We start from the raw sequence: 12624 nt of genomic DNA, 5'->3' as shown, positions 1-12624 counted from the left end.
GGTCTCCTGGTGTCAGAACGGTGGGCCGATCAGGACTCGATCAACTCGCGTCGACCGTCTTCCAGCTTCTGCCGGATGTGCGTCACGTCGGTGGTCGCGTCGCTCGTGCGCTTCGACAGCGTTCGAATCTCTCCGGCAATCACCGAGAAGCCGCGACCCGCTTCGCCGGCCCTTGCGGCCTCTACCGCCGCGTTGAGCGCAATGAGGTTGGTCTGCTGGGCGATCCGTTGAATGGTGCCGACGATGTCGCCGATGTCCTTCAGGCTGGATTCGAGCTGTGCGTTGTACTTGACGCGCTGCTGCTCGGCCTCTTCCCGGTCTCTTTCGGCTTGTATGTCCGCCAGGGCCCCGACGGCGCGCAGCGCGGTGCCATCGGCCGCCCGCTTGGTTTGTCCACGGGCACGGAACCACCGGTACCGATCGTTCTTGCAACGCAGCCGGTAGCTGACGTCGTACGGTGTGCGGCCGGTCTTGTCGTTCAGGTGCTGCAGGAACGCCGCCATCGTGGCGTCCTTGTCCTCGGGATGAAGACGCGACGCCCAGCTGTCGAGGACGTTCGGGAAATCGGCCTCGTCCACGAAGCCCAGCAACCGGCGGAACTGCGGTGACCACCAGAACGCGTTCCTGGGGTTGACCGGATCGCCGGCGACAACGGCAAGGTCCCAGACGCCGTCGTTGACGATCTCTCGCGACAGCTCGAAACGCGTGTGGGTCACGTCGAGCTCCTGCTGAAGTTTCAGGTCGTCGTCGATGGGGACGAGCGTGCCCGCCACGCGCAAGGGGGTGCCCTGCGCCGACCTGAGGGTCTCGCCACGCGCCCGGAACCAGCGATAGACACCGTCCTTGCAGCGCAGGCGGTAAGTCACGTCGTATGGCGTGCCGCCGGAGCGGTCCGCCATGTGGGCGCCAAATGCATTCAGGGTGCGCTGCTTGTCCTGCGGGTGCAGCAGGTCCGACCAACTGGCAAGCACGTTCGGAAAGTCTCGCTCGTCTCGATAGCCGAGCAATCTGCGGAACTGTGCCGACCAGAAGAACGGGTTGCCGGCGCCGGCCATGTCAGCGGCGGGAACCTCCATGTCCCACAGCCCTTCTCCCGAGGCGCGGCGAATCAGGTCGAAGCGCAGCTGCAAGCCCTCGATCTGGGCCTGCAACGACTCGACCTGCTGACGCAGGGCTTCCACCTCGGCCACGTGTTCGGTGGATTCGAGAAGTGCGTTCCGACGTGCGCGGAAGAAGAAACTTTTCATCACCACTGCTCCTTTGGCTGCGGCAGTTGGAAGTGGACGCGTTGCACGCACGGCCGGGTTGCCCGGCAACGAGGCGGTGGCCGACCGCGCTTCATCAGACGAAGCGGTCCTTCCAGGCCCTCAGCGCGGCGAAGACCGCCACATCGTCCATCGCGATGCCGGCCTCCGCCCTGCGCCGCACCACTTCGGCCACCGCCGGTTCCCGGCAGCGCAGGAAGGGGTTGATCTTGAGCTCGTGCTTGATGGCGCTGGGAAGCGTGGACTTGTCGAGCGCTCGCAGCGCGAGGCAGCGCTCGAGATGTTCCGCCACGTCGCGATTGCCGGGCTCCACGGCGCTCGCGAACCGGAGGTTGCCGACCGTGTACTCGTGCGCGCAGCAAACGAGGGTGTCGCCCGGCAGGCCGGCGAGCCGGTCGAGCGAGGCGAGCATCTGCGCGGGCGTGCCCTCGAACAGGCGGCCGCACCCCCCGGAGAACAGGGTGTCGCCGCAGAACAGCAGCGGACGGCCGAGGAAGTCTTCGGCGTAGTAGGCGATGTGCGCCGAGGTGTGCCCGGGGACGTCGATCACCCGGAACCGCACGCCCATGGCGTCGACCTCGTCGCCGTGCAGGAGCTTGATGACCGGCTCCGGCAGGCGCTCCCGTGCGGGCCCGTAGACCCGGGCGTTGCGGATCGACCGCAGGCGGTCGACGCCGCCGGTGTGGTCCTCGTGATGATGGGTCAGCAGGATCCCTTCGAGGATCAGGTTGTTCCTGTCGAGATAGGCGAGCACGCCGGCCGACTCGCCCGGGTCGACGACCCACGCGCGATTGCCGGCGCGGAACAGCCAGATGTAGTTGTCGGCAAAGGCCTTGATCGACACGAGAGCGGGCACGTTGGTCTCCTGGCGGCGCCACGGAAGCGGCCGGCACCGAGCCGCGTGGAGGCCGGTCCGGGCCGGATGCAAGGGGGATCGCCCCCCGCCCACACTGTGGGCGGGGCGTCCGGGCGACCAGCTAGCGGTAGTGCCCGTGCTGCTCCAGGACCTCGATCTTGTAGCCGTCGGGGTCCTGCACGAAGAAGAACTTGGCCAGCAGCTCGTCGCCCCGCTTGAATTCCTTGACCGCGGTCGGCGCATACCCGAGTGCCTCGACCTGCGCCCGCTTCGAGCTCACGTCCGGCACGACAACGGCGACGTGGCCGTAGCCCGTTCCGTGCGAGTACTCGTCCTCACGACCCTTGTTGAGCGTCAACTCGATCTCGAAATCGCCTTCCGCGGCACGCAGGTAGACGAGGGTGAATTCGGGGAAGTCGAGCCGATGGGATTCCTTCATGTCGAGGACCGCCGCGTAGAACCGCAGCGAGCGCTCGAGCTCGAAGACCCGGATCATGGTGTGAATGAGCTTGGCCACTTAACCTCCTGGTGGAGCGCGAGTGCGCGCAGAGAACGTCGATGGCCGACCGTCGGATGCACGCCGGGTCGGTGGTCTCGCTCCTGATGGAATGATCGGCATTCTTCCACCGACGGTCACGCAGGAGGTAGTACGCGGGTAGTGACGAGGACCTGCGCGCTGCGCCACCGCCGTGCTTTGGGGGGCCGATGCCGGGAGCCGCTCAACCCAGAGGCAACGCCGTCTTGTAGCGCACCTGCTTGAGGGCAAAGCTGGAGCGGATCTTTTCCACCTGCGGGATCGGCGAAAGCTGCCCCAGGATGAACTGTTCGAGCGCCGCCATGTCGGGCACGACCACCCGCAACAGGTAGTCGGCATCGCCCGTCATCAGATAGCACTCCATGACTTCCTCGCGGGCACAAACGCGAGCCTCGAAACTTTCGAGGGCCTTGCGGCTTTGCTGTTTGAGGCTGATCGAGATGAAGACATTCAGGTGAAGCCCGAGTTCCTCCGGATCGAGCAGCGCGACATAGCGGCGGATCAATCCTGACGCCTGCATCGCCTTCACGCGCGCCAGGCACGGCGAGGGCGACAGATGGATTCGCCGAGCGAGCTCTACGTTGGACAGGCTCGCATCGGCCTGGAGCTCCCGAAGGATTCGAATGTCGATCGTATCGAGGTTCATCGTTTCGTGATTCGTTCAAGACACGGCAGTTTATGCCGCGAAATGCGACGGCGACGCGCCAACACAGCTTCAACTGCCGTCTGTCAGCGCCTACAGTGAGCATCAGCCGGAGCCCAAGATGAGCGACCATTCGATGCAAACCAGCCTGTCGCCGATCGACAGCGATCCACAGGAAACTTCGGAGTGGCAGGACGCCCTCGGCAGCGTGCTGCAGGCAGCGGGCCCGGCGCGCGCGCGGTTCATCCTCGACCGCCTTAGCGAGTCGGCGCGCCAGCCGACCATCGGATGGGAGCCCGTTCGAGGCACGCCCTACGTCAACACGATCCCGGCCGATCGGCAACCCCCATTCAACGGCGACCTGGCCACCGAAGAGCGGCTCGGCTCGATCATCCGATGGAACGCGCTCGCCATGGTCGTGCGTGCCAACAAGGCCTATGGCGAACTCGGCGGACACATTGCCAGCTACGCCAGTGCAGCCGACCTGTTCGAAGTCGGCTTCAACCACTTCTTCCGTGGACGCAACGACAGCTTCCAGGGCGACCTGGTCTTCTATCAGGCCCATTCGGCGCCCGGCGTGTACGCACGAGCGTTTCTCGAAGGCCGGCTCGGCGAGAACGACCTCGCGCACTACCGGCAAGAGATCGGCGCACGCGCGAGCGGGGCGCAGGGCTTGTGCAGCTACCCGCACCCCTGGCTGATGCCCGACTTCTGGCAGTTCCCGACCGGGTCGATGGGCATCGGCCCGATCAGCTCGATCTACCACGCGCGCTTCATGCGCTACCTCCAGCACCGCGGTCTTCTCGACACGGCCGACCGCAAGGTCTGGGGCGTGTTCGGTGACGGCGAGATGGACGAACCCGAAAGCATGAGCGCGTTGACACTGGCGTCGCGCGAGGGCCTCGACAACCTCGTCTGGGTCGTCAACTGCAATCTTCAGCGCCTCGACGGGCCGGTGCGCGGCAACGGTCGCATCATCGACGAACTCGAAGCCCTCTTCTCGGGAGCAGGATGGAACGTCATCAAGCTGGTATGGGGCTCCGACTGGGACGGTTTGTTCGCACGCGACCCGGGCGGTGCGCTCGCCAAGGCGTTCGCGGGTACTGTCGACGGGCAGTTGCAGACCTTCGCCGCGAAGGATGGTCGCTACAACCGCGAGCACTTCTTCGGACAGAACGCCGAACTGATGGCGCTGGCCCAAGGCCTGACCGACGAGCAGATCGACAAGCTCAAGCGCGGAGGTCATGACCTCGTGAAGATCCATGCCGCCTACGACGCGGCGACTCGCCACCAAGGCAGGCCGACCGTCATCCTGGCGCAGACCAAGAAGGGCTACGGCATGGGCGAGGCCGGACAAGGCCGCATGACCACGCATCAGCAGAAGAAGCTGGATCGCGAAGACCTCATCGCCTTTCGCAACCGCTTCCAGCTGCCGCTGTCCGACGAGCAAGCCGCGAATCTGGAGTTCTTCAAGCCGGCCGACGACAGCCCGGAGATGCGATACCTGCACGAACGGCGGGCCGCACTCGGCGGGTACATACCCTCGCGCCGGGTCGACGCGGAGGCATTGGCCGTGCCGCCGATCGCGGGCTATGCAGAGTTCGCCCTGAAGGCCGACGGCAAGGAGATGAGCACGACGATGGCGTTCGTGCGGATGCTCGGCGGCCTGTTGAAAGACCCGGCCCTGGGGCCGCGCGTCGTTCCCATCGTTGCCGACGAGGCCCGCACCTTCGGCATGGCCAATCTGTTCAAGACGATCGGCATCTATTCGAGCGTGGGCCAGCGCTACCAGCCCGAAGACATCGGATCGGTGCTGAGCTATCGCGAAGCCAGGAACGGGCAGATCCTCGAAGAGGGCATCAGCGAGGCGGGTGCGGTGAGCTCGTGGGTGGCTGCTGCAACCAGCTACTCGGTACACGGCATGCCGATGCTGCCGTTCTACATCTACTACTCGATGTTCGGCTTCCAGCGCATCGGCGATCTCATCTGGGCGGCGGCCGACCAGCGCTCTCGCGGTTTTCTGCTGGGCGCCACGGCCGGCCGTACGACGCTCGGCGGCGAAGGCCTGCAGCATCAGGACGGTCACAGCCTCTTGATGGCCTCGACGGTGCCGAACTGTCGCTCTTACGACCCGGCCACGGCCGGCGAGTTCGCCGTCATCCTCGACCATGGCATGCGCCAGATGCTCGAGCAGCAGGAAGACTGCTTCTACTACGTGACGCTGATGAACGAAAACCAGGCCCAGCCGTCCTTGCCGGACGGGGTGGCGCAGGACGTGATCAAGGGTCTGTATCGCTGCGATGGCACGAGCGGCGAGGCACAGCTCAGGTTGCTGGGCTCCGGCACGATCTTTCACGAAGTCGCGCAGGCGGCCGCATTGCTCGCCGCCGACTGGGGGGTGCACGCCGAAGTGTGGAGCGCCACGAGCTATGCCGAACTCGCACGGGATGCAAGGGCCGTGGAACGCTGGAATCGGCTGCATCCTGGCGAGACGCCTCGTGTGAGCCATCTCGAAAGCTGCCTGTCGGGGCAGCGGCCCATCGTGGCTGCCAGCGACTACGTTCGCGCCTGGCCGCAACTGGTGGCACCGTACCTCGACGCCCGGTTCGTGGCCCTCGGCACCGACGGCTTCGGCCGCAGCGACACGCGTTCGGCGCTGCGCGCATTCTTCGAGATCGACCGCCACCACGTCGTCCTCGCAGCGCTTTCTTCGCTCGCACGCAACGGTGTCATCGAATCCAGCGTGTGCGCGCACGCGATGGAGCGCTACCAGATCAGGGTCGCCGACCACGCGCCTTGGGAGTGCTGAGCCGAAGCGCAAGCGCGCTTGGCCGTCATGTCAGCTATGCTGAAAGGGTTACCTCTTCCTCCACGTCCCTTCCGAGCAGAGGTCTTTGGGTCTGCCGGTCCAGCGAAGCATTAGCGAGGTCCACCTTTCATGGCCAGTCCTATTCCCGCCACCCTGATCCCCGGAGACGGCATCGGTCCCGAGATCGTCGATGCCGTGCTTGCGGCGCTGGATGCGCTCAAGGCGCCCTTCGCATGGGACCGCCAGATCGCCGGCCTCGAAGGCGTCAAGACTGCCGGCGACCCGCTGCCGCAAGCCACCCTCGACAGCATCCGCCGCACGCGGCTGGCACTCAAGGGCCCGCTGGAAACGCCCTCGGGCGGAGGCTATCGCTCATCGAACGTCCGTCTGCGCGAGGAGTTCAAGCTCTACGCCAACCTGCGGCCGGCCCTGACCATCATTCCGGGCGGGCGCTTCGACAAGATCGACCTCGTGGTGGTGCGCGAAAACCTCGAGGGGCTGTACATCGGTCACGAGCACTTCGTGCAGATCGACGATGACCCGCACGCCGTGGCCATGGCCACCGGCATCAACACCCGCGCCGGCAGCCGCCGACTGCTGGAGTTCGCCTTCGAGCACGCCGTCGCCACCGGCCGCAAGAAGGTGACGATCGTGCACAAGGCCAACATCATGAAGGCGCTCACCGGCATTTTCCTGGAGACCGGCCTCGAACTGTATGAGCGCAAATACAAGGGCCGCTTCGAACTCGACACCCTCATCGTCGACGCCTGCGCGATGAAACTGGTGCTCAACCCCTGGCAGTTCGACGTACTGGTCACGACCAACCTGTTCGGCGACATCCTGTCCGACCTGGTGGCGGGGCTCGTCGGCGGCCTGGGCATGGCCCCCGGTGCCAACATCGGCGCCGACGCGGCCATTTTCGAAGCGGTGCACGGTTCGGCCCCCGACATCGCCGGCAAAGGCATCGCCAACCCGACCGCGCTGCTGCTGGCCGCGGCGATGATGCTCGATCACGTCCAGCTCACCGAGAAGGCCACGCAGCTGCGTCGCGCGCTCGACGCCACGCTGAACGTCGACAAGGTGCGTACCGGCGATCTGGGCGGCACCGCGACCACGGCCGCCTTCACCAGCGCGCTCGTGAGCCGGATCACGAACGGCTGAACCCCCCGATCGGTTCAGCGTCGCAGCGCAAGGCTCGAACGACACCAGGGAAACGTCCTGTCGTTCATGCTGCGCGGATCGTGCACGCGAAGCCGGCCGCTCCCGCGCGCGATTCGCTGAAAGCGCCGAGTCAGTAGCCCGGCGCGTAATGGCTTGCATGAGACACCCTCGAGCCGTGCCGGACGAGCCCACCGGCAAGCCGTCGACCGCGGATCCCGGGCGCGGCGGGAGCGAGCAGCCGAGCGGCGCTGACGCAAGCCCCGGCGCTCGCGACGCCGAGCAGCTGCGCCAGGCTCGGGAGCTTCGACACCTCGAACTGGATCGGTTCTACAGCGAGAACTACTCGGCGCGTTCCCGCTGATCTCGGACGTCATGCGGCAGCGCACGGCAGGGAGCCGCGGCGGATCGACATAGACTGGCGACATGCCGAAGCGACACCCGAGAAATGGCGCGCCCCGCGGTGTGCGTGCGAGCGCCGCATGCTGAGCGAGATCACCGCCCTGCCCAATGTGCAGTGGCCCTATGTCGCCGTCCTGGTGAGGCTGGCGCTGGCGCTGGCGCTGGGTCTGCTGATCGGCCTGGAGCGTGAACGGCGCGGCAAGGAGGCCGGCCTGCGCACGTTCGGCTTCATCTCGCTCATGGGCGCGATGAGCGGCTCGCTCGGCGACAACTTCGCACTGCTCAGCCTTTGCATGGCAGGCCTGCTGGCCATCTTCCTGAACGTGCAGACGCTGCGCGCCAACCAGGGCACGGAGCTGACCACTTCGGCCGCGATGCTGGTCACCTGCCTGGCCGGCGTGCTGTGCGGCCAGGGCCACACCATCACCCCGGCAGCGGTGATGGTGATCGCCACCGCCCTGCTGGCCTGGAAGGAACGGCTGGCGGGCTTCTCGATGGGCCTGACGGAGGGCGAGCTGCGCTCGGCGCTGCTGCTGGCGATCCTGGCGATCGTGATCTACCCGGCGCTGCCGCAGGGCACGATCGGTCCGTGGCAGCTGATCGAGCCGCGCGCGGCCTGGGTGACCGTGATCCTGATCTCCGGCATCGGCTTCGTGAACTACATCCTGTGGAAGGTCTACGGCGCACGCGGCGCGGAGCTGTCCGGATTCCTCGGCGGCCTGGTCAACAGCAACTTCACCGTCATCGAGTTGTCCACCCGGGTGCGCGAGTCCCAGGGACGGCTGCTCGATCCGGCCTACCGCGGCATCCTGCTCGCCACCACCGCGATGGTGGCGCGCAACGCGGGCCTGCTGCTGATCCTGGCCCCGCTCGCCTTGCTGAGTTCACTGGCGGCCTTCCTGCTGATGCTGTTGACCGGCGCCGCGACGGTGCTGCTGAGCTACCGCCTGCGGGACCGCGCGTCGGCGCAGGAAACCACCGCCATCCGGCTGACGCTGCCGTTCTCGCTGCCGGTCGCGCTGAAGTACGGCTTCCTGTTCCTGCTGCTGCACATGCTCGGCAACGTCATGCAGCGGGAGTTCGGGGAAATGGGCTTCTACGCCGTCAGCGTGCTCGGCGGCCTGATGTCCAGCGCCAGTGCCGTGGCGGCGGCCGCCAACCTGGCCACGCAGGGGGCCATCTCGCCCCTCGTGGCGGGCAACGGCGCCATCGTCGCATCGTTCACCAGCGTGGTCTTCAGTCTGTCGTTCGTGCTGCGCACGCGCAACCGCGCGCTCGTCGGCAAGCTCGCGCTGGTGATGCTGTGCATCGCGGCGGCGGGCGTGCTCGGTGTCGTCGCGCGCGAGCGCCTGGAGCCGATCGTCACGCGGTGGATTCCCGGCGTGCAGCAACTCGGCCCGTCGAACAGGCCCTGAAACGAGCGCAGAGAAGATTCACGCAATCCCAGGCAATGAACGCGCGCCTCGCCCGTCTCGCAATCCTCGCGCTCGTGGTCGTCTACGGGGTGTTTGTCGGCCACTCCACGGCCCGTTGGGCGCCGCCGCCGAGAATCGGCGACTTCCTGTTCATGGTCTCGCTCACGCCGCTGTCGTACGTCTGGTACTTCCTCGACGCCAGGGAGCGCAACTATCCGCGCAGCTCCGGCCTCGGTGCAGCAGTCATCTTGATGGCGATGCTTGCCGTGCCCTACTACCTCGTTCGCAGCCGGCCCGCGGGCGCTCGGCTCCAAGCGGTGCTGCACTATGTCGGGTTCGTCGTGCTCTCGCTGATCCTGTTCTTTACCGCGGCGCTGCTGCTGGTGCTCGTGTCGCAGGTCGGCTGACCTGCCCGAGCGGCGGTCACTTCGTGTTCGTCGGCCACCGCGGCAACCCCGCGGTATCGAAGGCCGTGCCGCTCCCGCACGGGAGCGCGGCACGGCTCAGGCTCGCAGGGTGCGCTTGAAGAACGCCACCGTGCGCTGCCACGCCAGCTCGGCGGCCGCTTCGTCGTAGCGGGGCGTGGTGTCGTTGTTGAAGCCGTGCTGCACGCCCGGATAGATGAAGGCTTCGTGCGGCACGCCCGCGGCCTTCAGGGCCGCTTCGTACGCGGGCCAGCCGGCGTTGATGCGCTCGTCGGCGCCGGCATGGTGCAGCAGCAGCGGTGCCTTGATGCGCGCCGCGTCCGCCGCCGCCGGCTGCGCGCCGTAGAAGGGCACGCCACCGGCGAGGTCGGGCAGTCGCGTGGCCAGGTAGTTCACCGCACCGCCGCCGTAGCAGAAGCCCACCGCGCCCACCTTGCCGTTGCCCGCGGGCAAGGCCTTCAGGTAAGCGTAGGCGGCGACGAAGTCTTCGCGGGTCTTGGCCTGGTCGAGCATGGGGAAGAGTTCGCGCGCCTTGTCCTCGTCGCCCGGGTAGCCGCCCAGCGGCGCCAGCGCATCGGGGGCGAATGCGATGAAGCCGTCGGAGCGCCAGGCGCCGCGCAATGTCCTCGATGTGCGGGTTCAAGCCGCGGTTCTCGTGGATCACCAGCACCGTCGGCAGCTTGCCCCGGGCTTGCGCGAGCTGCACCAGATAGCCGCGCACCGTGCCATACCCTTGCGGCGACGCGATCTCGACGCGGCCGGTCTTCAGGCGAGGATCCTGCGGCGGGACCTGTTGCGCCTGGGCGAAATCGGGGCTCAGCGCGGACAGCAGGCCCGCGGCCGACAGGCCGGCCGCGGCATGCTTGGCCGCGCTGTCGAGGAAATTGCGCCGGCTGATCGCGCCATGCACGTACTGGTCAAACAGCTTCAGGACTTCGGGATGGAAGTCCTTGGCAGTGAAGCGGCTCATGAATTCACTCCGACGCACGAATTTAGCGTTCACCTGCGGTCGCGCAAGTCCGTCGCCCTCGATGTGCGCCTGCTCGCTGCCACCAGCGTCGACCTACCGCACCCCGCACGGCCTTTTTTGTCACCGTAACTCATTGTTACGACATCCGTGGCGCTCCGTGCGATAACGAATGGAAGAAGGTCCGCGGGGGCACTAGTATTTGCGCTTGCCTGTCCTGAAGACTCCCGCAGCCAGGCTTCACCCGTGATGCCGTGGGCACACCCCATGGGCATCTTGCCGGTCGAAGCCCCGGACCGTCCCGCGTCGTTGGCGCTTGACAATCCCTGAACTCGAGGAGAGCGACATGTCGAGACTGCCCCGTTCACCCTCTCTCAGTGTCTTGCTCGTTGGTTCCTGCGAACCCCAGCAACGACTGACATGTGCGATGTTGTCGCAATGGGAAATCGCAACGAAAGTGGCGCGGGATGGCGTCGAGGCGGTGCAACTCGCCAGCGAACAAGACTTCGACGTCATTTTGATTGACGTGGACACGTCTGTACTGGACAGCTTGTTCGTCACCGAGCGCATCCGGCGTTCAGAGCGTGCGCACCCTGCCCGTCGACCGGTTCCCGTGATGGCCTACACCGCGATGGACCGCCCCCCCTGTGAAGCCCTCGTGCGGCGCAGCGGCATGAACGATGTGCTGAAGAAGTCCACTGACGGCGTTGCGATGAGCGAATGCCTCCAGCGTTGGTGTGCGTCCCATTTCGACGGGTCGCCGCTCTGGAGCCGCCATGCCAAGGCTCACTCGAGACCCGGCGGCGACTCACCCGACTCGCGGGGTTGATACCCCGGCAGCCGAGCGAGACCATGCGTCTATCGAAACCCGCCCGCAGTGCTCGACATGGACGCTCCCGTTCCACCCGGCTCGCCCTCACGGCCACGACACCGTACGCTTGCCGCTCGCGAAGCCCTGTGGGCCGATCTGGTGCAGGAGCTGGCCGCGCTGCATGCCCGCCTGGAGTACCTGCGGATCCTGCTCAAGCTGGGCGTGGGCAGCGTTCAACGCTGAGGCCCCCTTCGCGTGGCTGGCCGGCGCTTCAGTCCATCAGCAGCGTGGCGAACGCGATCATGAGCACCGTCGATACCACGCTCCACACGATCCAGCGGCTGCGCAGCCCGAGCGCCTTCGGAATGATCTCGTACGGGCGGTCGCAGCCTCGGCGACCGTAGGGATCGGGGCCCGGCGTGAACCTGTACGCCCTGCCCGACTCCTGGCGTGTGGGCAACCTCAGGCTGGTATCGATCTCATGGCAAGTCGTCTCCTGCACCATCGTCCCGGCCTGGCCGTTGCACGCATCGGCGAAAACCGCGCCCGATACGCCGTCCAGCAAGGCATCGGGAACGGTGTCGGCGAATGCGGCGTCGATAGGCGGAGACTTCACGGCCGCATTGTCCCGGGGCCGCAAACCGCGGCCAAGGCGGCTGATCCCCCCGGATGCAGGATGAGGCCATCCTGAACAAGCGATCCGATCCCTTCTGACGGGTCTCGACCCCGAGCGGCGCGCAAGTACACCGCACACACCCGCCCCCCGGCCGAACGCCCGGACCGCAAGATGCCTGCTTGATCTGGGGCAAGCCCTGCCGCACGCCGTGGGGCTAGCCTTTCGCGGCGAGCCTGTCACCGACCCATCGATGCCCCGTGAACTGGAGTGCCCCATGAAGATGCTGCTGGCCGTCGACGGCTCCGCTTGCGCCCTCGAAGCGGTGAAGTTCGCGATCGCACTGGTGCGCGACGGGCTGCAGGCGCGCTTCGTGCTCGCCACCGTGCAGGAGCCCACCTGCGTCTACGAGATGGTGCTCGCACCGGACGCCGAGGTGCTCGAGCGCGTCACGGGTGCCACCGGCGAACGCGCACTCGAGGCCGCCGAGGCGATGCTCGAGGCCGCATCCGTCGCGTTCGACAGCGAGATCGGCTCGGGCATGCCGGCCGATGCGCTGGTCGAGATGGTCAAGCGCTTCGCTTGCGACGCGGTGATCATCGGTGCCCGCGGCCACGGCGTGCTGCGCAGCGCCCTGCTCGGCTCGGTCTCTCAGGCCGTGCTGCACGCGTCGCCCGTGCCGGTGACGATCGTCAAGCCGTCTTCGAGCTGACCCGAGGCCGGCG

The 12624-nt window shown here is 66.8% G+C and carries 14 protein-coding genes and 1 pseudogene; 8 read left to right on the top strand and 7 right to left on the bottom strand.

The features are described from left to right. Positions 1 to 29: 29 nt before the first annotated feature. From ACQY9S_RS04275 to ACQY9S_RS04260, 4 genes are all read right to left on the bottom strand, one after another. Complete coding sequence (locus ACQY9S_RS04275; RefSeq protein ID WP_428423323.1) at positions 30 to 1316, bottom strand: methyl-accepting chemotaxis protein; 1287 nt, start codon at positions 1314 to 1316, stop codon at positions 30 to 32. Between the two features lie 25 nt (positions 1317 to 1341). Then, a complete protein-coding gene (gene gloB, locus ACQY9S_RS04270) occupies positions 1342 to 2109 on the bottom strand; it encodes a hydroxyacylglutathione hydrolase (protein ID WP_428423322.1) in 768 nt (255 codons plus the stop codon). A 133-nt stretch (positions 2110 to 2242) separates the two neighbouring features. After that, the gene (locus ACQY9S_RS04265) at positions 2243 to 2638 is read right to left on the bottom strand and encodes a VOC family protein (protein WP_428423321.1); all 396 of its coding nucleotides are present in this window, start codon (positions 2636 to 2638) and stop codon (positions 2243 to 2245) included. Between the two features lie 202 nt (positions 2639 to 2840). Next, positions 2841 to 3302 (bottom strand): Lrp/AsnC family transcriptional regulator, encoded by a 462-nt coding sequence (locus ACQY9S_RS04260; protein ID WP_428423320.1) that lies wholly within the window; start codon positions 3300 to 3302, stop codon positions 2841 to 2843. Positions 3303 to 3420: 118 nt separating this feature from the next. Here ACQY9S_RS04260 and mdeB point away from each other — a divergent pair, with 118 nt between their 5' ends. The 5 genes from mdeB (at position 3421) to ACQY9S_RS04235 (ending at position 9490) form a co-directional block, all read left to right on the top strand. Beyond that, positions 3421 to 6108, top strand: coding sequence for an alpha-ketoglutarate dehydrogenase (gene mdeB, locus ACQY9S_RS04255; protein WP_428423319.1), 2688 nt, complete (start codon positions 3421 to 3423; stop codon positions 6106 to 6108). A 129-nt stretch (positions 6109 to 6237) separates the two neighbouring features. Further along, positions 6238 to 7269, top strand: coding sequence for an isocitrate/isopropylmalate family dehydrogenase (locus ACQY9S_RS04250; protein ID WP_428423318.1), 1032 nt, complete (start codon positions 6238 to 6240; stop codon positions 7267 to 7269). A 157-nt stretch (positions 7270 to 7426) separates the two neighbouring features. Further along, positions 7427 to 7630: a hypothetical protein gene (locus ACQY9S_RS04245; protein WP_428423317.1), complete on the top strand. Its 204-nt coding sequence runs from the start codon at positions 7427 to 7429 to the stop codon at positions 7628 to 7630. Positions 7631 to 7748: 118 nt separating this feature from the next. After that, positions 7749 to 9083: an MgtC/SapB family protein gene (locus tag ACQY9S_RS04240; RefSeq protein WP_428423316.1), complete on the top strand. Its 1335-nt coding sequence runs from the start codon at positions 7749 to 7751 to the stop codon at positions 9081 to 9083. A 35-nt stretch (positions 9084 to 9118) separates the two neighbouring features. After that, positions 9119 to 9490: a hypothetical protein gene (locus ACQY9S_RS04235; protein ID WP_428423315.1), complete on the top strand. Its 372-nt coding sequence runs from the start codon at positions 9119 to 9121 to the stop codon at positions 9488 to 9490. A gap of 96 nt (positions 9491 to 9586) precedes the next feature. On the opposite strand, the gene ACQY9S_RS04230 is transcribed toward ACQY9S_RS04235, so the two are convergent. Together ACQY9S_RS04230 and ACQY9S_RS04225 are read right to left on the bottom strand one after the other, a co-directional pair. After that, positions 9587 to 10129 (bottom strand): dienelactone hydrolase family protein, encoded by a 543-nt coding sequence (locus ACQY9S_RS04230; protein ID WP_428423314.1) that lies wholly within the window; start codon positions 10127 to 10129, stop codon positions 9587 to 9589. A gap of 292 nt (positions 10130 to 10421) precedes the next feature. Beyond that, positions 10422 to 10478: pseudogene (locus ACQY9S_RS04225) on the bottom strand (hypothetical protein); the annotation flags it as partial. A gap of 343 nt (positions 10479 to 10821) precedes the next feature. On the opposite strand from ACQY9S_RS04225, the gene ACQY9S_RS04220 reads away from it, so the two are divergent. Both ACQY9S_RS04220 and ACQY9S_RS04215 read left to right on the top strand, forming a co-directional pair. Then, positions 10822 to 11304, top strand: coding sequence for a response regulator (locus tag ACQY9S_RS04220; RefSeq protein ID WP_428423313.1), 483 nt, complete (start codon positions 10822 to 10824; stop codon positions 11302 to 11304). A gap of 57 nt (positions 11305 to 11361) precedes the next feature. Then, positions 11362 to 11529 carry a hypothetical protein gene (locus tag ACQY9S_RS04215; protein WP_428423312.1) on the top strand — a complete coding sequence of 56 codons (168 nt, stop codon included), beginning with the start codon at positions 11362 to 11364 and terminating at the stop codon, positions 11527 to 11529. Positions 11530 to 11557: 28 nt separating this feature from the next. Here the strand turns inward: ACQY9S_RS04215 and ACQY9S_RS04210 are convergent, their stop codons facing one another. Beyond that, positions 11558 to 11902: a hypothetical protein gene (locus tag ACQY9S_RS04210; RefSeq protein ID WP_428423311.1), complete on the bottom strand. Its 345-nt coding sequence runs from the start codon at positions 11900 to 11902 to the stop codon at positions 11558 to 11560. A 274-nt stretch (positions 11903 to 12176) separates the two neighbouring features. Here ACQY9S_RS04210 and ACQY9S_RS04205 point away from each other — a divergent pair, with 274 nt between their 5' ends. Then, positions 12177 to 12611, top strand: a complete 435-nt coding sequence (locus ACQY9S_RS04205; RefSeq protein WP_428423310.1) for a universal stress protein — start codon at positions 12177 to 12179, stop codon at positions 12609 to 12611. The last annotated feature ends 13 nt before the right edge of the window (positions 12612 to 12624 follow it).

The sequence above is a fragment of the Methylibium sp. genome (genome assembly GCF_965279545.1).
Classification (GTDB): Bacteria; Pseudomonadota; Gammaproteobacteria; order Burkholderiales; family Burkholderiaceae_C; genus Methylibium.
Note: the sequence above shows the minus strand (reverse complement) of the source record. Positions and strands in the feature narration are given on the sequence as shown.

Coding starts and splice junctions, on each gene's coding strand:
- ACQY9S_RS04260 (WP_428423320.1), bottom strand. CDS start 3,302: ATGAACCTCGATACGATCGACATTCGAATCCTTCGGGAGCTCCAGGCC.
- mdeB (WP_428423319.1), top strand. CDS start 3,421: ATGAGCGACCATTCGATGCAAACCAGCCTGTCGCCGATCGACAGCGAT.
- ACQY9S_RS04250 (WP_428423318.1), top strand. CDS start 6,238: ATGGCCAGTCCTATTCCCGCCACCCTGATCCCCGGAGACGGCATCGGT.
- ACQY9S_RS04245 (WP_428423317.1), top strand. CDS start 7,427: ATGAGACACCCTCGAGCCGTGCCGGACGAGCCCACCGGCAAGCCGTCG.
- ACQY9S_RS04240 (WP_428423316.1), top strand. CDS start 7,749: ATGCTGAGCGAGATCACCGCCCTGCCCAATGTGCAGTGGCCCTATGTC.
- ACQY9S_RS04235 (WP_428423315.1), top strand. CDS start 9,119: ATGAACGCGCGCCTCGCCCGTCTCGCAATCCTCGCGCTCGTGGTCGTC.
- ACQY9S_RS04220 (WP_428423313.1), top strand. CDS start 10,822: ATGTCGAGACTGCCCCGTTCACCCTCTCTCAGTGTCTTGCTCGTTGGT.
- ACQY9S_RS04215 (WP_428423312.1), top strand. CDS start 11,362: ATGGACGCTCCCGTTCCACCCGGCTCGCCCTCACGGCCACGACACCGT.
- ACQY9S_RS04205 (WP_428423310.1), top strand. CDS start 12,177: ATGAAGATGCTGCTGGCCGTCGACGGCTCCGCTTGCGCCCTCGAAGCG.